Source organism: Curtobacterium sp. MCSS17_015, from assembly GCF_003234265.2.
In the GTDB taxonomy this organism is placed as follows: Bacteria; Actinomycetota; Actinomycetes; order Actinomycetales; family Microbacteriaceae; genus Curtobacterium.
Genome location: NZ_CP126256.1, coordinates 526,150 through 548,943 on the forward strand (window position 1 = coordinate 526,150; position 22,794 = coordinate 548,943).

General features: G+C 70.5%; 25 protein-coding genes. 17 read left to right on the plus strand and 8 right to left on the minus strand.

Annotated elements, in window-relative coordinates; all coding sequences use genetic code 11:
• Nucleotides 1-81: 81 nt before the first annotated feature.
• Nucleotides 82-249 carry a hypothetical protein gene (locus DEJ18_RS02495; protein WP_181431270.1) on the plus strand — a complete coding sequence of 56 codons (168 nt, stop codon included), beginning with the start codon at nucleotides 82-84 and terminating at the stop codon, nucleotides 247-249.
• Nucleotides 250-392: 143 nt separating this feature from the next.
• On the opposite strand, the gene DEJ18_RS02500 is transcribed toward DEJ18_RS02495, so the two are convergent.
• Both DEJ18_RS02500 and DEJ18_RS02505 read right to left on the minus strand, forming a co-directional pair.
• Complete coding sequence (locus DEJ18_RS02500) at nucleotides 393-566, minus strand: Rv0909 family putative TA system antitoxin (protein ID WP_111051011.1); 174 nt, start codon at nucleotides 564-566, stop codon at nucleotides 393-395.
• 65 nt (nucleotides 567-631) lie between these two features.
• Nucleotides 632-790, minus strand: coding sequence for a hypothetical protein (locus DEJ18_RS02505; RefSeq protein WP_181431269.1), 159 nt, complete (start codon nucleotides 788-790; stop codon nucleotides 632-634).
• A 169-nt stretch (nucleotides 791-959) separates the two neighbouring features.
• Between DEJ18_RS02505 and DEJ18_RS02510 the strand changes: the two genes are divergently transcribed.
• From DEJ18_RS02510 to DEJ18_RS02520, 3 genes are all read left to right on the plus strand, one after another.
• Entirely contained in the window at nucleotides 960-2,252 is a 1,293-nt protein-coding gene (locus tag DEJ18_RS02510; RefSeq protein ID WP_111082816.1) for an adenylosuccinate synthase, read from the plus strand.
• Nucleotides 2,253-2,254: 2 nt separating this feature from the next.
• Entirely contained in the window at nucleotides 2,255-2,812 is a 558-nt protein-coding gene (locus DEJ18_RS02515; RefSeq protein ID WP_181431268.1) for an arsenate reductase/protein-tyrosine-phosphatase family protein, read from the plus strand.
• Between the two features lie 203 nt (nucleotides 2,813-3,015).
• The gene (locus DEJ18_RS02520) at nucleotides 3,016-3,348 is read left to right on the plus strand and encodes a hypothetical protein (RefSeq protein ID WP_111209422.1); all 333 of its coding nucleotides are present in this window, start codon (nucleotides 3,016-3,018) and stop codon (nucleotides 3,346-3,348) included.
• 69 nt (nucleotides 3,349-3,417) lie between these two features.
• Here DEJ18_RS02520 and DEJ18_RS02525 read toward each other — a convergent pair whose 3' ends face one another.
• Both DEJ18_RS02525 and pip read right to left on the minus strand, forming a co-directional pair.
• The gene (locus tag DEJ18_RS02525; RefSeq protein WP_111209423.1) at nucleotides 3,418-4,395 is read right to left on the minus strand and encodes a hypothetical protein; all 978 of its coding nucleotides are present in this window, start codon (nucleotides 4,393-4,395) and stop codon (nucleotides 3,418-3,420) included.
• A 99-nt stretch (nucleotides 4,396-4,494) separates the two neighbouring features.
• Nucleotides 4,495-5,466 (minus strand): prolyl aminopeptidase, encoded by a 972-nt coding sequence (pip, locus tag DEJ18_RS02530; RefSeq protein WP_111209704.1) that lies wholly within the window; start codon nucleotides 5,464-5,466, stop codon nucleotides 4,495-4,497.
• A 118-nt stretch (nucleotides 5,467-5,584) separates the two neighbouring features.
• Here pip and DEJ18_RS02535 point away from each other — a divergent pair, with 118 nt between their 5' ends.
• Nucleotides 5,585-6,808, plus strand: coding sequence for a glycoside hydrolase family 26 protein (locus tag DEJ18_RS02535; protein WP_502866253.1), 1,224 nt, complete (start codon nucleotides 5,585-5,587; stop codon nucleotides 6,806-6,808).
• Between the two features lie 106 nt (nucleotides 6,809-6,914).
• Here the strand turns inward: DEJ18_RS02535 and DEJ18_RS02540 are convergent, their stop codons facing one another.
• Nucleotides 6,915-9,527 carry a metallophosphoesterase family protein gene (locus tag DEJ18_RS02540; protein ID WP_111209424.1) on the minus strand — a complete coding sequence of 871 codons (2,613 nt, stop codon included), beginning with the start codon at nucleotides 9,525-9,527 and terminating at the stop codon, nucleotides 6,915-6,917.
• A gap of 533 nt (nucleotides 9,528-10,060) precedes the next feature.
• On the opposite strand from DEJ18_RS02540, the gene DEJ18_RS02545 reads away from it, so the two are divergent.
• From DEJ18_RS02545 to DEJ18_RS02560, 4 genes are all read left to right on the plus strand, one after another.
• Nucleotides 10,061-10,516, plus strand: a complete 456-nt coding sequence (locus tag DEJ18_RS02545) for a GNAT family N-acetyltransferase (RefSeq protein WP_111209425.1) — start codon at nucleotides 10,061-10,063, stop codon at nucleotides 10,514-10,516.
• Nucleotides 10,513-11,235, plus strand: a complete 723-nt coding sequence (locus DEJ18_RS02550) for an SDR family NAD(P)-dependent oxidoreductase (protein ID WP_111209426.1) — start codon at nucleotides 10,513-10,515, stop codon at nucleotides 11,233-11,235. The genes DEJ18_RS02545 and DEJ18_RS02550 overlap by 4 nt, the downstream gene beginning before the upstream one ends.
• Before the next feature lie 103 nt (nucleotides 11,236-11,338).
• Nucleotides 11,339-11,881: a DinB family protein gene (locus DEJ18_RS02555; protein WP_111209427.1), complete on the plus strand. Its 543-nt coding sequence runs from the start codon at nucleotides 11,339-11,341 to the stop codon at nucleotides 11,879-11,881.
• 207 nt (nucleotides 11,882-12,088) lie between these two features.
• Entirely contained in the window at nucleotides 12,089-12,304 is a 216-nt protein-coding gene (locus tag DEJ18_RS02560) for a hypothetical protein (protein WP_146241457.1), read from the plus strand.
• 39 nt (nucleotides 12,305-12,343) lie between these two features.
• Here the strand turns inward: DEJ18_RS02560 and DEJ18_RS02565 are convergent, their stop codons facing one another.
• A complete protein-coding gene (locus DEJ18_RS02565; protein ID WP_258376825.1) occupies nucleotides 12,344-12,973 on the minus strand; it encodes a GNAT family N-acetyltransferase in 630 nt (209 codons plus the stop codon).
• A gap of 76 nt (nucleotides 12,974-13,049) precedes the next feature.
• Here DEJ18_RS02565 and DEJ18_RS02570 point away from each other — a divergent pair, with 76 nt between their 5' ends.
• Nucleotides 13,050-13,598 (plus strand): hypothetical protein, encoded by a 549-nt coding sequence (locus DEJ18_RS02570; RefSeq protein WP_146241458.1) that lies wholly within the window; start codon nucleotides 13,050-13,052, stop codon nucleotides 13,596-13,598.
• A gap of 116 nt (nucleotides 13,599-13,714) precedes the next feature.
• On the opposite strand, the gene DEJ18_RS02575 is transcribed toward DEJ18_RS02570, so the two are convergent.
• The gene (locus DEJ18_RS02575) at nucleotides 13,715-14,122 is read right to left on the minus strand and encodes a winged helix-turn-helix transcriptional regulator (protein WP_111209431.1); all 408 of its coding nucleotides are present in this window, start codon (nucleotides 14,120-14,122) and stop codon (nucleotides 13,715-13,717) included.
• 45 nt (nucleotides 14,123-14,167) lie between these two features.
• On the opposite strand from DEJ18_RS02575, the gene DEJ18_RS02580 reads away from it, so the two are divergent.
• From DEJ18_RS02580 to DEJ18_RS02610, 7 genes are all read left to right on the plus strand, one after another.
• Nucleotides 14,168-15,019, plus strand: a complete 852-nt coding sequence (locus tag DEJ18_RS02580; protein WP_111209432.1) for an enoyl-CoA hydratase/isomerase family protein — start codon at nucleotides 14,168-14,170, stop codon at nucleotides 15,017-15,019.
• A 160-nt stretch (nucleotides 15,020-15,179) separates the two neighbouring features.
• Nucleotides 15,180-16,118 carry an alpha/beta hydrolase fold domain-containing protein gene (locus DEJ18_RS02585; protein WP_111209433.1) on the plus strand — a complete coding sequence of 313 codons (939 nt, stop codon included), beginning with the start codon at nucleotides 15,180-15,182 and terminating at the stop codon, nucleotides 16,116-16,118.
• Nucleotides 16,119-16,453: 335 nt separating this feature from the next.
• Entirely contained in the window at nucleotides 16,454-16,942 is a 489-nt protein-coding gene (locus DEJ18_RS02590; RefSeq protein WP_111209434.1) for an SRPBCC family protein, read from the plus strand.
• A 95-nt stretch (nucleotides 16,943-17,037) separates the two neighbouring features.
• Nucleotides 17,038-18,012 carry a CPBP family intramembrane glutamic endopeptidase gene (locus DEJ18_RS02595; protein WP_111209435.1) on the plus strand — a complete coding sequence of 325 codons (975 nt, stop codon included), beginning with the start codon at nucleotides 17,038-17,040 and terminating at the stop codon, nucleotides 18,010-18,012.
• Nucleotides 17,999-19,384: a sensor histidine kinase gene (locus tag DEJ18_RS02600; RefSeq protein WP_111209436.1), complete on the plus strand. Its 1,386-nt coding sequence runs from the start codon at nucleotides 17,999-18,001 to the stop codon at nucleotides 19,382-19,384. Before DEJ18_RS02595 ends, DEJ18_RS02600 begins: the two co-directional genes overlap by 14 nt.
• Nucleotides 19,381-20,082 (plus strand): response regulator, encoded by a 702-nt coding sequence (locus tag DEJ18_RS02605; protein ID WP_111209437.1) that lies wholly within the window; start codon nucleotides 19,381-19,383, stop codon nucleotides 20,080-20,082. The genes DEJ18_RS02600 and DEJ18_RS02605 overlap by 4 nt, the downstream gene beginning before the upstream one ends.
• A 115-nt stretch (nucleotides 20,083-20,197) precedes the next feature.
• Nucleotides 20,198-22,228, plus strand: a complete 2,031-nt coding sequence (locus DEJ18_RS02610) for a potassium transporter Kup (protein ID WP_258376826.1) — start codon at nucleotides 20,198-20,200, stop codon at nucleotides 22,226-22,228.
• A 27-nt stretch (nucleotides 22,229-22,255) separates the two neighbouring features.
• Here the strand turns inward: DEJ18_RS02610 and DEJ18_RS02615 are convergent, their stop codons facing one another.
• Nucleotides 22,256-22,696, minus strand: a complete 441-nt coding sequence (locus DEJ18_RS02615; protein ID WP_146241459.1) for a hypothetical protein — start codon at nucleotides 22,694-22,696, stop codon at nucleotides 22,256-22,258.
• Nucleotides 22,697-22,794 lie beyond the last annotated feature (98 nt).

The following is a 22,794-nucleotide window of genomic DNA, read 5'->3' on the forward strand; positions in this document are numbered from 1 at the left end:
TGCGGACGCTCTTCCGTCCGGGAGTGCGCCTAGGGGACACGTAGTTAGACGAACTAGGTAGTTCGTGGAAGAGTCGTGGTCATGCGAACGAACACCCTGGTGCAGCTCCGGCAGAACCCGATGGAGTGGCGTCGACGCGGCCTCACCCCGCCGGACGTCATCCGGGCGATGGTCGAGGAGCGCCTGTCCGAGCCCGGCCACACGCAGCCGATCGGCGACCCATCGTACGCGGACTTCTTCCGGGGCTGACGCTCCGGACGACCCTGACGGTCGCGCTGACCCCCGTGGTCGCGCCGACCCGACCACGGACACGACGGGAGGCCCGGTACCAGCTGGTACCGGGCCTCCCGTCGTGCTCGGCGCCGACGGGCGCCGATGTCGGCGTGACCGGCTCAGTTGCCGATCTTGCCGTCGGCCGCGTTCTCGGCCTTGTCGATCTGGTCGCCGTGGCCACCGCCGGTCGCCTTGTCGGCCGCGCCGGCTGCCTTGTCGAGACCGGCGTCGGTCGCCTTCTCGCCCTTGTCGCTGTTCGCGAAGTCCTTGGCCTTGTCGCTGAGGTCGCTCATGGTGTTCCTTCCGTTCGTCGGATCACTGACCGGTCCACCGTGCTCCGAGGACCATCCGTCCGCGCTCAGGCGTCGGGACGTTCCTCGGCGGCCTCGCGCCCTCGGTCGGTCTCGGGCATGACCACCTGCGGGGCGCCCTCGACGCTCCCGATGCCGCCGTCGGTGAGGTCGTCGGCCTGCTGCGTGTCGAGCAGGCGGCTCATGTCGTCGATCGGGTCGCTCATGGGGTTCCTTCCGTTCCGTCGGTCGTGTCCGTCCAGGGTGCTCCCGACCGGGTCGGCCGTCCACAGCCACCTGTCGGACGGTGACGCGGAGATGACCAGCCGATAGACTCGGGTGGACCACCGGCCCGGACGGCCGTGTGCGGTCCTCCGCCAACGTGAGGAGAACCAGATGCCCGCAGCAGTCATCATCGGCGCCCAGTGGGGCGACGAGGGCAAGGGGAAGGCCACCGACCTCCTCGGCTCCCGCATCGACTACGTCGTGAAGTTCAACGGCGGCAACAACGCCGGTCACACGGTGGTCGTCGGCGGTGAGAAGTACGCGCTGCACCTGCTGCCCTCCGGCATCCTCACCCCGGGTGTCACCCCGGTCATCGGCAACGGCGTCGTCGTCGACCTCGAGGTCCTGTTCCAGGAGCTCGACGCACTCAAGGCCCGCGGGGTGGACGTGTCGAAGCTGCGCGTCTCCGCGAACGCCCACGTCATCACGCACTACCACCGCACCATCGACAAGGTGACGGAGCGCTTCCTCGGCAAGCGCCAGATCGGCACGACCGGTCGCGGCATCGGCCCGACCTACGCCGACAAGATCAACCGGGTCGGCATCCGCATCCAGGACATCTTCGACGAGAACATCCTGCGACAGAAGGTCGAGGCGGCCCTCGACCAGAAGAACCACCTGCTCGTCAAGGTCTTCAACCGCCGCGCCATCGACGCGGAAGAGGTCGTCGAGTCGCTGCTGTCCTTCGCCGACCGACTGCGTCCGATGGTCGCCGACACCGCGCTCGAGATCCACCGGGCGCTGGAGCGTGGCGAGACCGTCCTGTTCGAGGCCGGGCAGGCCACCATGCTCGACGTCGACCACGGCACGTACCCGTTCGTCACCTCGTCGTCCGCCACGGCCGGCGGTGCCGCGACCGGTTCGGGCATCGGCCCCGGCAAGCTCGAGCGCATCATCGGCATCGTCAAGGCGTACACCACCCGTGTCGGCGCCGGCCCCTTCCCGACCGAGCTGTTCGACGAGTCGGGGGAGTTCCTCCGTGCGAACGGGTTCGAGTTCGGCACGACGACCGGGCGACCGCGCCGCTGCGGGTGGTACGACGCCCCGATCGCGCGGTACACGGCACGCATCAACGGCGTGACCGACTTCGTCCTCACGAAGCTCGACGTCCTGACCGGTCTCGAGACCATCCCGGTCTGCGTGGCGTACGAGGTCGACGGGGAGCGCGTGGACGAGGTGCCCGTGTCGCAGTCGGACTTCCACCACGCGAAGCCGATCTACGAGGAGTTCCCCGGCTGGTCCGAGGACATCACCGGTGCCCGCTCGTTCGAGGACCTGCCGAAGAACGCGCAGGACTACGTGCTCGCGGTCGAGGCGATGTCCGGCGCCCGGATCTCGGCCATCGGTGTCGGCCCCGGTCGTGACGCGATCGTCGTCCGCCACGACCTGCTCGGCCAGGGCTGAGCGTGCGGATCCTCTTCGTCTGCAGCGGCAACATCTGTCGCTCCCCGTTGGGTGCGCAGGTGCTGCAGGCCCGGCTCGGTCCGGCCGCCTCGGCACACGTCGTCGAGTCGGCCGGCACCATCGCCGACGACGGCGCGGTCATGGACGGTGCGGCGGCGGCGCAGTCGCAGCGCCTCGGCGGTTCCACCGAGGCGCACCGGTCCCGCTACCTGACCGAGCAGATCGCCGCGTCCGCCGACCTCGTGCTGACAGCCGAGCGCTCGCACCGTGCCGCGGTCGTGCAACTCGCGCCGCGGGCGGCGAAGCGGGCATTCACGATCAAGCAGTTCGCGCGGGTGCTCGACGGCCTCGAGCCGGGGGACCTCGCCGACGTGCACACGCCCGAAGCCCTCGTCGAGCGGGTCGCACGCCTGCGTGGTGCGGTCCCGCCGCCGGCGGATCCGGCCGACGACGACGTCGACGACCCCTACCGCCGGTCAGAGTCGACGCACGTGCGGGTCGCCGACGAGATCGACGCGGCGCTCGTGTCGATCGCCGACGCCGTCCGCGCCGTCTCCTGAGGTCGGATCGTCCGGAACGCGAGTACCCCGATCCGCCGTTCTGTACCCCGATCGGCTGTGGTGGAGGCCCGGACTTCCGGGGATCGCGGATGAACATCCGGGGCTGAACCCGTGAATCGACGGGCTCCGCTGTCGATCGGCGGGCTCGGTGTCGTAGCGTTCAGGTACCGCAGCACGTACCCCGAACACGACAGGAGAGCGCGATGAGCACGACCATCAACCGGACCGCCACCGGGACCGACGTCACCCTCGACACCGACACCGTCGACATCGTCGCCGTCCTCGAGGCCGAGGCCGCCACCAGCGCCCGTGCCGCTCGGGCGAAGCTCACCTGGACGCTCGAGGGCGACGACGAGTGGATCGCCAACTACGGCGGCTACTTCGGCGGCTCCGTCGACAAGCGCGACGGCCGCTACGTCGCCTCGGACACCTTCGGCCTGGTCGTCGGCGATTTCGCCTCGCTCGAGGAGGCCGAGACGGCCCTGGCCGGTCACCTGCACGTCATGCTCCCGTCGGTCATCCGTCCGGTCGCGTAGCGCATCCTGTTCCACCGACGACGCCCCGCTGGCTCAGGCCGGCGGGGCGTCGTCGCGTGCGGGGCGGAGTCACTCCGGCAGGCGGTAGCTCCCGACCGTGATCGCGTGCGCGCCCTGCCCCGCGAGGACCCGCACCACCGCGTCGGCGCGGGCGCGGTTCGGCACCGAGTCCTTCGCGGCCCAGGCGGCGAGCGCCGACTGCAGCTCGTGGTCGTTCGTCACGACGCTCGTGGTGACGGTGCCGCTGCGGTCCTCCGCCTGCACGAAGGCCGTTGCCGACGGCGACGAGTAGTAGACGCACGTGTCGAACCACGTGCGGGAGACCCCGGTCTGCTCGTCCACGAACCGGGCGAGCCGTCGTGCCTGCTGCCGGACCTGGAACGCCGGTGACGCGCCCTTCGCCGTGACGTGGACCCGCCACCAGTTCTCGGCCTCCTGCTCGGCGTTGAGCACGGTCCGGCTCTGCACCTGGACGGCGAACGGTGGGACGAGGGACGACTCGTCGACCAGGTTGCGGAAGGCCGGGTGCACTTCACTCGGACGACGTCCGTCGAACACGATGCCGCCCCAGCGCTTGCTCTCGATCACCAGCCCCCGCCCGGAGTCCGAGACGAGCACGTGGTCGGCCTGCGCGACGAACTTCCGCCACGATCCCTGTTCGGTCTCACCGACGGGCACGAACACGACGTTGGTCATGAGCACGCCGTTGACGCCCGCTGCCCGGCATGCACGGAGGATCGCCTGCTCCGAGGCCTCCTCCCACTTCATGCCCCGCCGCAGGAGCGCGCGGCTCTCCTCGACCTCGGAGACGGCGTCACGGCGGCGGGCCTCCGCGGCCTCGACCTGTGCGGCCCGGTCCGCCTCGATCCGCGCCGTGGCGTCCCGGTGCTCCGCATCACGGTGCGCGAGCTCCGCGGCGCGCGTCCGTTCGGCGGCCTCGAGCTCGGAACGGGACGAGGTCTGGTGTCGCCGCAGCAGGATCACCAGGACGACCACCACGACGGCGAGCCCCCCGGCGACCAACCACGGCACGAGGTCGCTGGTCATGGGACAACCACACCACGCCGACCGGCTTGGAGGCCGGTCCTGCGTCGGCGCGTCCTCCGCACCTCCGCCGTCGTCACGGAGAGCGTCGGCGGGATCGCGTCAGCGAACGTCGCCGGCGAACCGGTCCGTGGTCTCGAGCAGGGCGTCGAGGATCCCCGGCTCGTCGAACGCGTGCCCGGCGTCGTCGACCATGCGGAACTCGGCCGACGGCAGGGCCCGGTGCAGGTCCCATGCGGTGACGGCCGGCGTGCACATGTCGTAGCGCCCCTGCACGATGACGGTCGGGATGCCCTGGAGTCGGGGAGCGTCGCGGATCAGCTGCCCGTCGTCGAACCAGCCGTCGTGTGTGAAGTAGTGGTTCTCGATGCGTGCGAACGCCAGCGCGGTCGTCGGGTCCGCGTACCGGGCGACGAGGTCGGGGCGGGGCAGGAGCGTGATCGACGCGGCCTCCCAGCTCGCCCAGGCGACCGCGGCCGGACCGTGCACGGCGGGGTCCGGGTCGGCCAGCAGCCGCTCGTACGCGCGCACGAGTCCGCCGGGTTGGCGCTCCTCGACCGGGACGGGAGCGAGGTACTGCTCCCACAGGTCGGGGAGGACGTTCGCGGCACCGCCCTCGTAGAACCAGTCGATCTCGCTCGTCCGCAGCGTGAAGATCCCCCGGATGACGAGTTCGGTGACCCGCTCCGGATGCGTCTCCGCGTACGCGAGTGCGAGGGCCGACCCCCAGGAGCCGCCGAACACCTGCCACGCGTCGATCGCCAGGTGCTCGCGCAACCGTTCGATGTCCTCGACGAGGGTCCACGTCGTGTTCGCGGACAGGTCGGTCGCCGGATCGCCGGCGTGCGGGAGGCTGCGGCCGCAGTTCCGCTGGTCGAACAGCACGATCCGGTAGCGGGCGGGGTCGAACAGGCGACGGTGGTCGGGTGAGCAGCCGGCCCCGGGCCCGCCGTGCAGGAACACGACGGGCTTGCCGTCCGGTGAGCCGCACTCCTCCCAGTACACCTGCTGGCCGTCGCCGACGTCGAGCAGGCCGGAGTGGTTCGGTTCGAGCGGTGGGTACAGCTGGCGCATGGGGGCCTCTCGGACGACGGGGCAGGACGGGGTGGGTGGGGCGCTGCCACCGTACCGAGCCGTCGCGGAACCGATGACCACGACACCTCGAGAGGCGGATCGCTCGGCTCGTGGGACGATGGAGTCCGTGTCCCCTGCCGTGCCTCGCCGCTCGTTCCTGTCGATGGCAGCACTGGCGGGCGTGACCATCGTCAGCTCCGTCGCGCTGTCCGGTTGCACGACGTTCCCGCGCGCCTTCAGGAGTGCGTCCGCCCGCTGTGCTCCCCGCCGTGCGTCCGAGGTGGTGCCCGACACCGGGTCCCTGTTCGGCGTGAACCTGGACTGGGGCCAGCAGACGCTCGAGGAGTACGCGACGCTGCTGGGGCACAGGCCCGCAGTGGCGGTCGTGTTCGCGGACGTCCCGCTCGGAGTGCAGGACGTCGAGGACGTGCGCGGCGCCGCCGACCAGGTGCGCGGCCAGGGTGGCACGCTGCTGCTGACGCTCGAACCGCAGGACGGCCTGCAGTCCGTCACGGACCACGTCGCTGACGACGTCGCCGCCCTGGTGAACGAGATGCAGGAGAGCGGCGTTCCGGTCATCGTCCGTTTCGCACACGAGATGAACGGGTCCTGGTACCCCTGGGGCCAGCAGCCCGACGCGTACGTCGCCGCCTTCCGCCGCGTGGCCCGAGCGCTGCGGAGCGGGGCGCCGGGCAGCGCGACGATGTGGGCGCCGAACGAGGGCGGCGGCTACCCCTTCATCGGTGGTCCTTCCTCAGCCGTCGCCGGCACGCCCGCGTTCGACGTGCTCGACACCGACGGCGACGGGGTCCTCACGACACGTGACGACCCGTACACGCCCTACTACCCCGGCGATGACGTGTTCGACTGGGTCGGGTTGTCCATCTACCACTGGGGAGCCGCGGCACCCTGGGGTGCGAACGTCCTGCCGGAAGAGGGCAAGTTCGCAGCGAAGCTCACCGGTACGTACAACGGTGCGGGCGGTGACGAGACCCCCGTGCCCGACTTCTACGACTTGTTCGGGGTGCGTCGCAACAAGCCGGTCGCCGTTCCCGAGACCGCCGCGCTCGTCGTCCCGCGGGGCGACCCCGAGGGTGAACGCGCCATCAAGCAGGCCTGGTGGTCGCAGGTCTTCTCCGCCGAGACCGCTTCCCGCTTCCCGAACGTGCGGATGGTCAACTGGTTCGAGTGGGACAAGTACGAGACCGAGGTGCAGGAGCACGTCGACTGGACGGTCCTGCACGACCCGGCTACCCGTGCTGCCTTCGTCGGAGGGCTGCCCGGATGGCTGCACTTCGCGGAGGCCCCGCAGCCGTGCCGGACGGTGGAACCCGGCCGGTGACCCGGTGCCCCTCCCGGCCAGGGGCACCTTCGGAGGCGACCGCGGAACGACGGACGGGAGGCACGGTGCGGACCCGCACCGTGCCTCCCGTGGTGTGCGGTGTGGGCTACTGCTCCGTGGGCGTGATCCGGGGCAGGGTGCCCAGTCGTCGGCGGACGAGGACCGCGGTCCCCGCGGCGAGCAGCAGGAGCGCCGTCACACCGAGGACGCCGAGGCCGTGCGCACCCGTGAAGGCGAGGTCGCCGTCCGGTGCGGTGCCGTCGCCGGCGTCCGGGCCGTCAGCGCCCGGCAGGAGGGCACCCGGCGCGGGGGTCACCGTGCCGTCGTCACCCGAGCCGTCATCACCGTCACCGGGACCCGGCGACCCGGGGTCGGTCGGCGTCGGGTCGGTCGGGTCCGTCGGGTCCGTCGGGTCGGCATCGTCCGGCAGGGCGACCGCGAACGCGACCGCTGCACCGCTGCGGTTGCCGATCGACTGGACGGCCTGGGCCTCGCCGGTCGCTGCGGCGCGGACGAGTGCGGCGGCCCGCACGGCGTCGACGTCCTCGCCGGCGAGCTCGACCGACCAGGTGCCGTCCTCGGCGACCTCGGTGCTGCCGGCGACCGCGCCGGAGAGCGTGACGGTGGCGCCCGGGTGGCCGGAGCCGGTGACGGCGGTCGGGGCGACCTCGGTGCCCGGCTCGTCGACGGTCAGCGCGTCGAGGTCGGCGCGGGCGGTCAGCCAGGACTCGGCACCGATCGGGTGGTCGACCACGCGGGTCTCACCGATGCAGCCGTTCCAGCCGTTCGTGGCGGCGTCGTCGACCCAGTCGCTGCCGAACAGCCACGGCATGCCGTCCTGCACGGTCTGCCCACCGGTGTCGGTCGCGTTGCGGAGCACCGGGGCGCCGTCGATGTACATCGTGGTGGTGCGGGCGTCGACGTCGTTCACGAGGGCGACGTGCAGCCAGCGGCCGGGGATGATCTCGCCCGACCAGGCGGTGCGGTCACCCTTCGACGGGTCGGCGGTCACCTCGGTCCACTGGAACTCCTTGAGGTTCGAGATGCCGAGCGCCGCGGGCGACGCCGTCCAGTCCCAGCGGGTCTGCGGGACGCCGATCTGCGAGCGGTTGCCGCTGCGGACGATCGCCTTCGACCACGAGTTCGCGCCGTCGGTCCACGAGGGGTCGACCTCGAGGAACGTCTCGATCGTGTAGCCCTCCGGGAAGGTCGCCCGGTCGACGGCCGTGTCACCGGGGGAGGTGAGCGCGCTGAAGCGCTTCGCGGCCTTGTCGGCGTTCGCGAAGCAGAGGCCGGCGCCGTCCGAGGAGAGCGGGTGCGCCTCGTCGGTGACGGTCACGTCGCCGTCCTGCGCGGTCGAGGATCCCGACTCGGCGTGGGTCATGCGGGTGAGGTCCGCGTCGCCGACGACGTCGTCCACGGTGGCGCCGGGAACCAGGGTGCCGGTCTCCTGCTCACCGGGACGCCACCAGGCGAGGGTGCCGTCGACGATGGTGTGGTCGGCGCGGCCGCCGGGGAGCTCGGTCGTGACGGGTGGTGCGCCCTCGAAACCGTCGAGCAGCATCTGCCGTGCGCGCTCGATGAGCGGCGGCTCGTCGGCGCTGCCCGCACGGAAGTCCGGCGCGAAGCCGGCGAACCGGGTCCGGAAGTCCACCGGCACCGAGTAGCGCTGGTTCGCCGCGTCGAGCAGCGGCTGGTCGTAGGACGTCAGCGTCTCGGTCGGCTTCCACGTCACCCACGGCGACGCGGTCTGCATGGCCAGGGTGCCGTTCGTCAGGTCGAACTCCATGAGGCCGAGGTAGCCGTTGCCGCCCTCGTAGTCCATCTGGTGGTCGATGAGGACCTGCGTGACCGCGTGCCCGGCGTCGTTCGTGCGGCTCTTCCACGTCGAGCCGTGGAAGTGGCCGTTGAGCGTCAGGAACACCTGGTCGTTCGGGGCGATGACGTTCTTCCACAGGCGCTCGCCGTAGGCCGTGTCCACCGCGGTGAGGCCGTCGGTGGCGATGTTGATGACCTCGTGCGAGGTGAGGATCGTCGGCAGCGTCGGGTGGGCCGCGATGACCTGGTTCGCCCACGCGAGCGTCTCGTCGGAGGCCCGCCACGGCAGTGCGAGGGAGAGGAAGCGTTGCCCCTCGGCCTCGAACACGTGGAACTGGCTCAGTCCGGTGCGGTCCGTGCCCGACTCGACGGTCGGCTGGCCGGTGGCGCGGGAGGCGGGGAAGGTCCGCAGGTACGGCTCGGCGGCGAGGTCGTACGACGTGTCGAACACCGTGTCCGCGGAGTTCCGGACGTCGTGGTTGCCCGTCGTGATGCTGTACGGCATGTCCGCCGCGTCGAGCACGGACATCGCCCGGTCGGCGGCCTGCCACTCGCCGGCCTGTCCCACCTGGTCGACGACGTCGCCGACGTGGGTGGTGAACGGGATGTGCAGCTCGTCGGCGTTGTCGGCGAGCCATTGCGTCTGCACGTGGAACGGGTCGTCGCCGTAGCGGGGGAGGAACTGCGACGCCGAGTAGCGGGAGTAGAACTGCGTGTCCGGCAGCACCGCGAGGGTGAAGCGGGAGGCGAGGTCGGCGGCCGGTGCGGGAGCGGCGGCGGCCGGTGCGGGGGTCGCGGTCAGGGCGGGGAGGCCGACGGCGGCGGCCACGGCGAGGGCGCTGACGCCCAGGGCGGTGGTCCTCCGGCGGGAGGCTCGGGGGAGTGGTCGGTGTGCGGTCACGCGACGATGCTGGTGGCGTCGTCTGTCCCGCCGGTTGCCTGAGTGTGACCACAGCGTGAGCGGGAGGCGACGCGGGGCGCTGTCGCCGCGCGGATGATTTGTCTCCTTCGCACACGACTCGTCACCGGAGCGCGTTCCTCGGTGCTGCCTCAGTCAGCGAACGTCCCCCGGCGAGTCAGGAGCAGCGTGCTGTGCGCGCTTGCTCGTTGTCGGGGTGGACACGGCGTTCGGCAAGATCGTGTTCGAGCGGGACGGGTGCAGCGATCTGGACCCCGCGCTGGCGTCCCCCGACGGGACGTGCCGCGCCCTTGCTCGGGTACGTGGACAGTGTTGCGTTCAGCGCCCCTTCACCGGGCACTTTCGCGAGACAGGCATACGAAGATCCCCAGGTCAAGGAGGACACGGGTGAGTTGTCCTGGTTGACGCACCGCTCCGTGCCCCGGTCGACGACCGGCTTGCGGGACGCGGTTATGGCATGGAGCGCTGCGAGAAGGACGACACCGAGCGAATCTGGTCACAAGTAGGCTCGTTGGGTGAAGGTGCGCCTGCTCGACGTCGATGACTCTGCCGCTCTCGTTCCCCTCCTCGACCAGCTCGGCTATCCGTCCTCGGAACAGGCGATTCGTGGCCGCCTCGAGTTCCTCCTGTCCGATACCGCGGTCGGCTGCTGGGTCGCTGAAGACGACGCCGGACTCGCGGGTCTGCTCACCGGCCAGCTGAGCCGGAGCATCGAGACCGACGGGCCAGCGGCTCGCCTGACGGCACTCGTCGTCGACGAACGCTCACGCGGGCAAGGGACGGCGCGGCTGCTGACAGCGGCGTTTGAGGAATGGGCACGAAGCAATGGGGCCACGAAGGCCGGCCTGAGTTCGAACACGAGCCGTGTAGATGCGCACGCTGCATACCGAAAGCTCGGGTGGACCAACACGGCGTTGAGCTTCACCAAGGACCTCTCCGACCCCACCGCGATGGACGAGGCAGCCGCATGAGTGGATTGATCGCGGTGACGGGCGGCTCACGCGGTATCGGCGCGGCCGTCGTGGAACGGGCCGCTGCAGCTGGGTCTGATGTCCTCATCGGTTTCCGGGGCGAGGAGGACGCGGCACAGACGGTGGCGGAGCAGGTCCGTCGGACCGGTCGGCAGGCGGTGACGGCTCGAGTGGACGTCACTGATCCGCAGTCGTTGGACGACTTCCTCCGAGCCGGAACGTCCCTCGGCCCGCTCACGGGTCTCGTCGCATCGGCCGGTGCCGTCCAGGCGGTCGGACGTCTCGTCGACCTCGACCCCGAATCGATCAAGCGGGACCTGGAGGTCAACCTGCTCGGGGCGGTGCTCACCGCCCGTGCCGCGATCCCGTACCTCGCGCAATCCCGTGGGTCAATGGTCCTCATCGGCTCCGCTGCGGCCACCATCGGCAGCCCCGGTTCGTACGTGCACTACGCCGCAGCGAAAGCCGGCATCGCCGCACTGACGGTCGGCCTGTCCAAGGAACTCGCCGCGTCTGCGATCCGCGTCAACTGCGTCGAACCCGGCACGGTCTGGACCGACTTTCACCAGGACCCGGAGCGGCCAGCGAAGGTCGCCGCGTCGATCCCTTGGGGCCGAGCCGGCGAACCGGCCGAGATCGCCGGTGCCGTCGCCTGGCTACTGTCCGCCGAGGCCGGATACACCACCGGCGCCACACTGCGCGTCGCTGGCGGGCTCTGAATCCGGACTCGCCGCGGTCAACCATGGGCTACCGGATGGGTTCACAACTCGCGATCTCAGTGCGACAGGATCGGTCGGTGGTGAATGCCTGTAGCGTCCGAGCATGGACGCAGGCGTGGATGAGCACGGCAGGATCGAGCCGGATGTCGGAGGCGACGAGTGGGCCACGTTGAACGGGTTCCTCGACTACCAGCGGGCGACGTTCGCCTGGAAGGTCGCGGGGCTCGACGCGACCCAGCTGGCCCGGCCACTCCCGCCGTCGACCATGACCCTCGCCGGATTGCTGAAGCACCTCGCGTACGTCGAACACGGCTGGTTCGACGGCTGTCTGCTCGGTGAGCCCCGTCGGGAACCGTGGGCTTCGGTGGACTGGGCTGCCACTCCGGATTGGGACTGGGACTCCGCGATCGGGCAGGATCCGACTGAACTGCTCAGCCTCTGGGAGGGCTCCGTGATGCACGCCCGGTCCGTTGCCCTCACGGCCTACGAGACGGGCGGCCTGAGCCAGAAGGCGGTCAGTGTCTGGCGGGATGGGCGCTCACCGAGCCTGCGGTGGATCCTCATGCACATGCTCGAGGAGTACGCCCGCCACAACGGCCACGCGGACCTCCTCCGGGAAGCCGTCGATGGGCAAGCCGGCGAGTAGCCCACCACCACCGCGAGCTTTCATCTACCGAAGCGGGTCCGGAAGAGGATCGGCTACCGAACGCGCTCGGTGTCGTGGTTCGCGCTGCGCTATAAGCTGTGATGGCGTCCGTGCGCCGATACCACGCAGCGCGGCACCCACGCCGTGGGACCGCATCTCTCGAACGTCGTCGTTCCGATGCGACGAGTGCGCCCATACGCTCGCATCATGACCAACTTGAATGACGCGGACCGACCCGCCGTGAAGACCTGGATGACGGCGTACCGCATCCCCATCGCAGCCGGTACCGGCCTGTTGGCCCTGCTGTGCTTCTGGGCATTGTTCGACGGCGGAACTGCCGAGAAGTGGGTCGTTGGGATGGGGTTGGCCCTTCTCATCACATGGGTGTTCGTCTTCCAAGCGCTCTACCGCCGCGGCTACTGATCACACGACCGAGCATCAGCTGTCCCGATAGCCGATCGGTCAACGGACGGTTCGAGCGGCGGCCCACTCGCGATCGAGCATGGCGTACTGGTAGCCGTCGACCCAGCCCAGGTCGGCGTGCCAGGAGTCCTCGATGCCGTGCTGCTCGCGTCGCATCCCGTTCTTTTCGAGGATGCGGGCTGAGGCGATGTTGTCCGCGTTGCAGCTGGCGGTGACGCGCCGGAGTCGGAGCGCGTCGAACGCCGCGGTCAGGAGGCCGCGTGTCAGGTCCGTTCCCAGTCCTCGTCCGGTGAGGTCGGGTTGCAGCATGTAGCCGATGACGCCTTGCGTGCCTCGGGGCATCCCTGGTTGTCCCAGTCCGTCGGTGACGTCGAGGAAGCCCAGGCCCGCGATCTGGCCGTCTATTTCGGCGATGCACGAGAAGTCGGTGTCGCTGTCGGGGATGCTCGCCCACTCTTGGACGTAGGCGTCCGAGTCGACGTGGGTACGGAGCATGAACCGGTTGACCACGGGGTTGTTCCGCAGAGCGACGAGCTGGTCCGCATCCTCGGGTCGGGAATCGCGGAGAAGGAGAGCCCCGCTCCGAGCGGGCCACGGAGAGGTGCGCACGCCGTCATCCTCCCAGGAGCCACGCTCGGTGACCGATCCGCTACCGGGACTCGCGCGCATGCCGAGCGGGAGGGAGGGACGGTAAGCTCCGGGCGACCGAAACCGGGCGGACTTGCCCAGTGATGAGGGGGAACACTTGGACAAGCGCAACATGCTCCGGGGAACCGGAATCGCACTGGTTCTGGGCGTCACTCTGGGGGTGAGCGCCTGCTCCGCTTCGAGCGAGCAAGAAGAGCTGCGTGTCCCATCTTCATCTTCCGCGGCGAAGCAATCGACGCCTGCCGACACCTCCCGTCCAACCGATGCAGCATCGCCTTCCGATGCGGGCTCGAGTACTCAGGGCGGCGAAGCGACGACGCCACTGGGCGACGCGACCCAGGATTGGCCCGCAACCGATCTCGGTCAGCGTCAGGGTGCAATGGGCCAGGCAACCGAGGAAACGCCCGGCGTCTACCGGTACGTGGTCGCCGCCAACGACACCACCTCTGGCCTGCTCGAGCGGTTCGACCTATGCCAAATCGACATCGCGCTCTCGTATGAAGCCGACGGCGGCCATCTCGCAGCAGGTCAGGCCATCACCGTGCAAAGACACCTGGATGACGGGCGAGGCAGCGACACGACCGACGACCACCGAGGCTGGAAGTGCACCTACCCCGAGCAGCCCCGCACCTCGCGGACGGGTTAGCCCGCGGGGAATCTGCGCCACCGCTCTCGGATGCTGTCGCTCTGACTGACCGCCCGCCCGCCCCAAGCCGCACGGCTGAGCATCAGCACATCAAAACGTGCCCGGTAGCCGATCGCCTAGTGAGACAGGCCGGGTGTGCCCTGGTCGTATGCCTGCCTGCACTCCTCTACCTCGTCGAGGTGGTCGGCGGTCCAGGAGAGCAGTGCGAGGAATGGCTTGTCGAGAGTGCGACCGAGGGATGTGATGCGGTACTCGACGGCGATGGGGCGTTGCTCGAGTACGTGACGTTCGACGAGTCCGTTGCGCTCGAGACGCCGAAGCGCCTGTGTCAGGGACTTCTGCGTGACGCCCTCGAGGTCGCGCTTGAGCTCGTTGAAGCGGCGCGACTCCTCGCATAGCAGCGTCAGGATCAGCTGCCCCCACTTGTCGAGGAGCTGATCGAGGAGTTCGCGCTGCGGCCCCACGATGAGGCCCGGAATCGTCTGGCCTTCGCGGGTACCAGGTTTCGTTGAAGTACCTGTCATGTACCAGGTATACCAGAGATACCTAGTCCCGACGAAAGGATCATCATGACCGAGCAGTCCCTGACCACCCTCCAGCTCGAGCGCCAGGACGGCGTGCTGTGGGTCACGATCGACGTACCGCCGATCAACCTCATGACGGCCCAGCTCCTGCTCGACTTCGACGCCGTCGCGGCATCGGCCGAGAAGGACCCCGACCTGCACGTCATCGTCATCCAGAGCGCCAACCCTGAGTTCTTCATGGCTCACGGCGATCTGACGTTCGTCGAGGACCCCGCGTCGTACGCTGCCCTTCCGATCGCGGAGGACACTCTCGTCGGAACCGGCCCGATGATGCGGCTCCACGAGCGCTGGCGGCGCCTGCCCCAGACCACCATCGCGAAGGTTGCAGGCCTGACCCGTGGTGGCGGCCCGGAGATGATCGCCAGCCTGGACCTCCGCTTCGCAGCGCTCGAGACCGCGGCCTTCGGCCAGTTCGAAACCCTCACCGGCATCGTCCCCGGCGCCGGCGCAACCGCACACCTGCCCCGTCTGCTCGGACGCGCTCGAGCCCTCGAAGTCGTCCTCACCGGCGGTCTCATCGACGCTGCGACCGCCGAGCGCTGGGGATGGGTGAACCGTGCACTGCCCGCCGCGGAGCTGGATGCGTACGTCGACTGGGTCGCGCTGACGATCGCCAACCTGCCTGCCGGTGTCCGCGTCGCAGCCACGAAGGCGATCGACGCAGCCGACGGCCCCCTCGAGGATGCGCTGCGTGCCGAGGACCGCTACCTCGGAGAGACCTTCACGCCCGCTTCCGGGGAGCTTGCCAAGGCAGCCCTCGCCGCCGGCGCGCACACGCGTGAAGTCGAGCTCAACCTCGAAGAGGTCCTGCGAGCAAATCTCGCCCGCAAACGCTGAGGTCTCCGATGGCAAGCAAGGTGCAGGACGCCGAACGTCCCACTTCAGCCGCCCGTCTGTGGCATCCGAAGTCGGGCCTGAACAGCCGCGCCTACGAACCATTTCAACCCAAGACGCCGAGCGCGTCGCAGCCGCGACCGCTCCCTGAGGAGAACAGTCAATGACCGAATACCGTCTCGACGAGGAGTTCGCGCAGGCGATCGTGCAGCTCCCATCAGAGTTCATGAACATGGCCGAGCCCCCCGCGAATGACGTGCACGCGCTGCGCGAGGTGATCAACTTCCAGTACACGGAGATGGGCAAGCTGGCACCGCCCGCCCCGGACGGCGTGAATCGGGAGGACGTTTCCATCCCGGTCGGCGACGGCGTGACGCTCGAAGCGCGCTGGTACACCAAGTGGGACGCGCGCCCCGGATCTGCTGTCGTCTACGCCCACGGCGGCGGTCAGGTTGCTGGCACTCTCGATCACTACGACCGCCGGATGCGGGTCTACGTCACGGAGACCTCCGTGCCGATCCTGTCGGTCGGCTACCGTGTCGCCCCGGAGGGGAAGGGCCAGCAGCTGAGCGAAGACGTCTTCGCCGGAGTGCTGTGGCTGAACGAGCATGCTGACCGGCTCGGGATCGACCGTGCACGGATCGCGGTGATGGGCGACAGTGGTGGCGGCGGACTCGCCGCGGCGGCCGCCGTGCTGGGTAGGGACCGAGGCATCCCGATCGCTCAGCAGATCTTGATCTACGCCATGCTCGACGACACCGTGGACACCGCCAGCGAGGCGCTCGCGCCGTTCCTGGCCTGGACCGCCCCCATGAATGCGACCTCCTGGAACGCCCGCTCTGGCGGTCCCGTCTCGGAGACCACCTCTCCGGCGCGGCTGATCGACGCCCGCGGCCTCGCCGCGGCGTACGTCGAAGTGGGTGACCTCGACCTCATGCGAGACGAGAGCATCGCCTACGCAATGAAGTTGTCGGCTGCCGACGTCCCGCTCGAGCTCCACGTTCACCCCGGAACGCCGCATGCCTACGAGTGGCTGGACGAGAACGCGGGAGTCACACAGCGCTCCCTCGAGAACCGCTACCGCGTTCTCCGCTCCCTCTGAACCGGGCGCCAGGCAGGCAGGCAGGCGGGCGGGCTGGCCATTCGTGTTGGTGACGCCCGGCTCGGCCCCTTCCGAGATCTTCGGCGGGGGCCGGCTGACGTTCGTGACGCGCTTGCGACCGCTAGACCGTCGGCTATCGAGACCGCCACAGCGCCGTTGGAACGGCGACGAGGTGCTCGGTCGGATCGAGTGACACGCGAGCCGTCGCCGAGACTCGGAGTTGGCGACGAGAAGTGGAGTCCGTCGACAGGCGTGTCCCTGCCGGACAGGAGGCGCGGTGCGGGCCCGCCCCGGGCCTCCCGTCCGGCGGTCCCGCCGCGTGCCAGCATGGGCGCATGCCCGTCGTCGAGTCCCGCTGTGTCGTCCCGGTCGACGTGGACGTCGCCTTCGCCGTCTCGCAGACGCAGGGCGAGGTCCGGAAGCGGTGGGACCCGTTCATCCGGCGGCAGCACCTCATCGGCGCGACCGTTCCCGGCAAGGGCGTGCGGACGTACACGGTGCAGCGGTTCGGCCTGGCGATGGAGAGCGAGTACGTCTCGTACAACCCGCCGTCGAACGTGGGGATGAAGATGACGAAGGGCTCGTGGTTCTTCGAGCGCATGGGCGGCGGCTGGCGGTTCAGCGCGGCTGACGGGCAGCCGGGGCACACGCTCGCCGTCTGGCGCTACAACTTCACGTGCAAGCCGAAGTGGCTGGCGCCGCTCGCGGAGCGCATCGGCGTGCTCGTGCTGCAGCGGGACATCGACCGGCGGATCGCGGGCTTCGCGCGGGGCTGCGAGGACCCGGTGGTGCTGGCCGCCGCGGCTCCGGACCGGGGCCGCTGACGGGTGCGGCGGGGGTGCATCCTTTCGATGCAAGTCCCGCACGTGCCTCCCTCCGCCGGTCGTCCCCGCGGGGCGGAGTTCCTAGCGTCGATGTCATGACGAACACCATCGAAGCCCGGTCCCAGACCGGCACCGCCCCGCAGGACCGGCACGGGATCCGCGGCGTCGTCGCGCGGCACCCGCTCGGGTCGTTCTTCACCCTCGCGCTCGGGCTGAGCTGGCTCGCGTGGGTCCCCTACATCCTGTCGCCGCACGGCATGGGTGTCTGGGACATCCACTTCGCCGAGGTCCTCGGCAGCGCGCAGTTCACCGGCGTGCTGCCCGGCGCACTGCTCGGCCCGCTCGGCGGCGCGTTCATCGTGACCGCGGTCGCCGACGGTCGCCCGGGCCTCCGCCGCTGGGTGGGACGCCTGTTCCGCTGGCGGGTCGCCTGGTACTGGTACGCCCTGGCGCTCGTCGTCGTGCCGGCCCTGATCATCGTGTCGGCGCTGCCGTTCGCCGGCGGGGACGTGCACGCACCGACCGCCCTCGTCTTCGCCGCCGTGGTGCCGGGCCTGGTCATCCAGCTGTTCTCCACCGGTTTGAGCGAAGAGCCGGGCTGGCGCGACTTCGCCCTGCCCCGCCTGCAGCACCGCTTCGGTGGCCTCGGTGCGGCCGCGATCCTCGGCCCGGTGTGGGCGCTGTGGCACATGCCGCTGTACCTCAGCGACTGGGGCGGGTGGCCGAACGCGCACTGGAGCGAGCCCGTCGTGTTCGCCCTCTTCACGATCACGTTCAACGTCGTGATGGTGCAGGTGTTCAACAAGACCGGTGAGAGCCTGCCGCTCGCGCTGCTGCTGCACGTCGGCGTGAACAACACGATCTCGACGTTCTTCCCCACGATGTACCCGAGCATGACCGCCGGCACGCTGATGATCGGGTTGACGATCATGTCGACGATCGCCGCCGTGGTGCTCCTCGTCGCGACCCGCGGGCACCTCGGGTACGACCCGGCACGTCGGGCCCTGCCGATCGACGCCCCGATCCCGTCGTCGAAGCCCCTCGTAGGATCGCAGCATGGCACCCGCTGAGCCGCGCGCGCAGCGCCCCCAGGCCGAGGCCGGGGGTGCTGCGCCCGCTCGGCGTCCTGCCACCGCCCGCGAGCGCCGCACCGACCTGCTCGTCGCGCTCGGCACCGCCGTGGTCGCCCTCGGTCTGCTGCTCGCCCTGCCGCCGCTCGACGCCGCCGACCCGGACACGATCGGCGAGGCCGTCAGCTACCCGGCCGTCGGCAGTGCGCCGTGGACGGTCCTGACCCTCGGGCTCCTCGCCCAGGCGGCCGCGCTGCTCGCCGCCCGCCGGGCACCGCGCACCACGCTCGTCGTCGTCGCGGCGATCCCGGTGCTCGTCGCCGTCCTCGCCCCGCAGGCGTTCGAGCTCTTCGGGCTCACGCCGTTCGCCATCGCGGTGGCCGTCGTGCTGGCCGCCCTCCGGGTCCCACTCGCCCGGCTGTGGCCCGCGCTCACCGCAGCGGCCGTCCTGGTCGTCGTCGGGGGAGCGGTCCTGTGGGCCGTGGTCGCGGGAGGCTTCCGTGCTGACGTCGCCCAGGGCCTGACGACCTCGGTCGGGCAGGGCGTCCTGCAGGCGGTCGGCGCCGTCGGCCTGCCGCTGCTCGTCACCCTGGTGGTGCTGTCCCGCCGCGAGGTCCGCGTCGCCCGTAGCGCCGAGGCCACCGCGGTCGACCGGGAGCAGGACGCCCTGATCGACGCCGCCGTCTCCCGCGAGCGCGCCGCCATGGCCCGGGAACTGCACGACATCGCCGCCCACCACCTGTCCGGGATCGCCCTCATGTCCGCCGTCATCGACCGCCAGATCGACACCGACCCGGAGCGTGCCCACGAGGGCGTCCGCCAGGTCCGGGAGCAGAGCACCGCCGTCCTCGAGGACCTGCGCCGCCTGGTCGGCCTGCTCCGCGACGACAGCCCCGCCGAACGAGCGGTCGAGACCGTCGCCGGGATCGTCGACCTGGTGGAACGGGCCCGGTTCCGCAGCGACGTGCGGTTGGGCGTCCTGGCTGCCGACCGTGCGGGTGGCAGCAGCCGTCCGCTCGGCGACGGGGTCGGTCCGCTCGCGCAGCTCGCCGCGTACCGCACGGTCCAGGAGGCCCTCGCGAACGCCGCCCTGCACGCTCCGGGTGCCGCGTGCACCGTCACGATCGACGACCGCGCCGACGACCACCTCGAGGTGCGTGTCGAGAACGGCCCGGCCGCCGTGCCGGCGCAGGGCAGCACGCCCGCCGGTGGCAACGGACTGCGCGGCATGCGCGAGCGGGCGGAACTGGTGGGGGCGGGCCTCCAGGTCGGTCCGACGGACGACGGCGGGTGGCTGGTCGCGTTGCGGCTCAGCCGGGAGGCCCAGCCCGGCTCCGACACGACGAACGACGACACGGAGGTGGCGCGGTGAGCGCGGAGGAACCAGCGCACGGCGGCGACGCGGTCATCCGCGTGCTCGTCGCCGACGACCAACCGCTCGTCCGGGCCGGCGTCTCGGCGCTCCTCGACGCGGAGCCCGACATCACGGTCGTCGGGGTCGCCGCCGACGGCGGTGAGGCGCTCGCGCTCGCCCGCAGCACGCGGCCGGACGTCGCCGTTCTCGACATCCGGATGCCGGTCCGGAACGGCATCGAGGTCGCCCGTGAACTCTGCCGGCCGGACGCCGACCCCGCGGTGCCCGTCCTCATGCTCACGACGTTCGACATGGACGACCTGGTGTTCGGCGCGCTCGAGGCCGGGGCGTCCGGGTTCCTCCTCAAGGACGCCGAGCCGGACACGATCATCGGCGCCGTCCGCCAGGTCGCGGCGGGGAACGGCACGCTCGACCAGGCCCTGACCTGGCGGGTGCTCCGCGAGTTCACCTCGCGTCGGAGCCTGCAACCGGTGACGGGGGACCGGGTCGACGGGGTGCTGACCGCCCGGGAGCGGGACGTGCTGCTGCTCCTGGCGCAGGGGATGTCGAACGAGGAGATCGCGGCGGAGCTGGTCGTCGAGGTCTCCACGGTGAAGTCACACCTGGCGCGCATGCTGCCCAAGCTCGGGGTGCGGTCGCGCTTGCAAGCCGTGGTCTGGGCGTACCAGAACCGCATCGTCACGGTGCCGGAGTAGAGGGGCGCAGCAGCCGTTCGGCGCACGGTCGCTCACTGCCCGACGTCCGCTGTCACTCCACGGGTGCATGATGGGCGCGGCCGTCGCCCGGACGGCCTGGAGTGGAGTGCCCGCCGTGACCGAGACCCGCGCGTCGTCGCAGTCGTCCGACCAGCCGTCGGGTGCGCGCGACGCCCAGCCGGGAGACGCCGGCCCCGGCGACGACGCCACGCACCCCGCGACGGCCGCCCAGCAGCCCGCAGGCCGGGAGGCCCCTGGGCGCCGTGGCACAGCGGCGCTCGCCCTCGCCGCACTCGGCGTCGTCTTCGGTGACATCGGCACGAGCGTCCTCTACTCGATGCGCACGGTGTTCTCGGTCGACGGTGGCATCGTCCGGCCGATCCCGGAGGACGTCTACGGCGTCATCTCGCTGCTCGTCTGGTCCATCACGATCGTCGTGTCGATCAAGTACGTGCTCGTGCTCATGCGCGTCGACAACCACGGCGAGGGCGGGGTCATGGCGCTCGCCGCACTCGCCCGACGGCTCTACGCCGACCGTCCGGGCGGGACGACCGTCTTCCTGGTCATCGGGATCGTCGGCGTCGCCCTGTTCTACGGCGACTCCGTCATCACCCCGGCCGTCTCGGTGCTCTCCGCCGTCGAGGGCCTCGGCACCGCGGCGCCGTCGGTCGAGCACCTCGTCGTGCCGATCGCGGCCGTCATCCTCATCGGCCTGTTCGTCGTCCAGCGGTTCGGCACCGCCAAGGTCGGCGCATCGTTCGGGCCCGTGATGCTGCTCTGGTTCGTCGTCATCGCCGTCGCCGGCATCCCGCACATCGTCGAGCACCCCGGCGTCCTGCAGGGGCTGTCCCCGACCTGGGCGATCGCGTTCCTGTTCGCGCACCCGTTCATCACCTTCATCGCGATGGGCGCGGTCGTCCTCGCGATCACCGGTGCCGAGGCGCTGTACGCCGACATGGGCCACTTCGGGCGGATGCCGATCCTCCGCGCCTGGTTCTTCGTGGTGTTCCCCGCGCTGGTGTGCAACTACCTCGGCCAGGCCGCCCTGGTCCTCGAGGACCCGACCGCCACGAAGGACCCGTTCTTCCTGCTGTTCCCGAGCTGGGCGCAGATCCCCGTCGTGATCCTGGCCACCGCGGCGACCGTCATCGCGAGCCAGGCCGTCATCTCCGGCGCGTTCTCGCTCACCCGGCAGGCCGTGCAGCTCGGGCTCCTCCCGCCGCTGACGATCCGCCAGACGTCCAAGCGCGAGGGCGGCCAGGTGTACCTGCCGGCCGTCAACCTGCTGCTGTTCATCGGTGTCATGGCGATCATGCTCGCGTTCCGGTCCTCGGCCGCGCTCGCCACCGCGTACGGGGTGTCCGTCACCGGGGCGCTCGTGGTCGACACGCTCTTGCTGCTCGTCGTCGTGAAGCCGCTGTGGCGCTGGGCGACGTGGAAGCTCGTGCTCGTCGCCGTGGTGTTCGGCGGGCTCGAGCTCACGTTCCTGGCCGGCAACCTGTCCAAGGTCGTGCACGGCGGGTGGGTGCCGCTGCTCATCGCCCTCGCCGTCGTCACCCTCATGACCACGTGGCACCGCGGCCGACAGCTCGTGCAGCAGGAGCGGCGGAAGCGCGAGGGCTCCCTCGCAGAGTTCATCGAGACGGTGAACACCGACCACATCCCGCGGGTCCCCGGCGTCGCGGTGTTCCCGCACCCGAACAAGGAGACGACGCCGCTCGCGCTCCGGGCCAACGTCGAGCACAACGGGGTCGTGCACCAGCGGGTCGTCATCGTCTCGGTGCTCACCGCGAACGTGCCGCACGTGCCGCTGTCCGAGGCGTTCACCCGCGACGAGCTCGGCCACGACGAGGACGGCATCGACCACATCACGATCACGTTCGGGTTCTCTGACGACCAGGATCTGCCCGCCGCGATGCGTGCCGCGTGCGCCGCCGGCGTGCTCGACCTTGCGCAGGAGGACATGTCCGAGGCGTCCTACTTCATCTCCCGAGGTGCGCTCCGGACCGGCTCGGGCAAGGGCGGCATGGTGTCGTGGCGGCGGAAGCTCTTCGTCGCGATGGCCCACAACGCCGCCGATCCGGCCGCGCGCTTCGGGCTGCCGCTCCGGCGCACGGTGACGATGGGGAGCGACGTCGAGGTCTGACGCGCCCGTGCTCGCGCGGGCCCGTGCTCACCCCCGTCGATCGTCGAGACGTTCGGCGGCTCCGGGCACGACGAGTCGCCAGGCCCCTCCGGCCTGCTGCTGCGTCAGGTACAGCCGGTAGGAGCCCGGTTCGGCGAGTGGATCACCGTCGACGTACTCCACCGGCTCCCCGCTGCTCGTGCACTGGTCCGAGGTCGCGATGACGTCGATGCGGTCGTCGGGTGTGTGGCCCTTCCGGACGCCGGTGATGACCGCCTCGCGGACGCGGTAGCGCCCGAGTGCCTCGACGGTGCGGTCGGTCGACCGGAGATCGGCGTCCACGACCAGGCTCGCTTCCCGCTCCTGCTCGGCCGGGGAGAGCGGCACCCAGTCGACGCACTGCCCAGCAGCAATCGTCGCGCAGCCACCGAGTCCGCCGCAGAGCGCGAGCACGACCCCGATCGAGACCCCCGTCTTCCCCCATGTCATGGCGTCAGTCTCGGTCAGGTCGGGCACGTCGTCGCGGCATCGTGACCCGATCGTGCCTGTTCGCATGCGGGTGGAATGCAGAATGTCGAAAAGGAGGC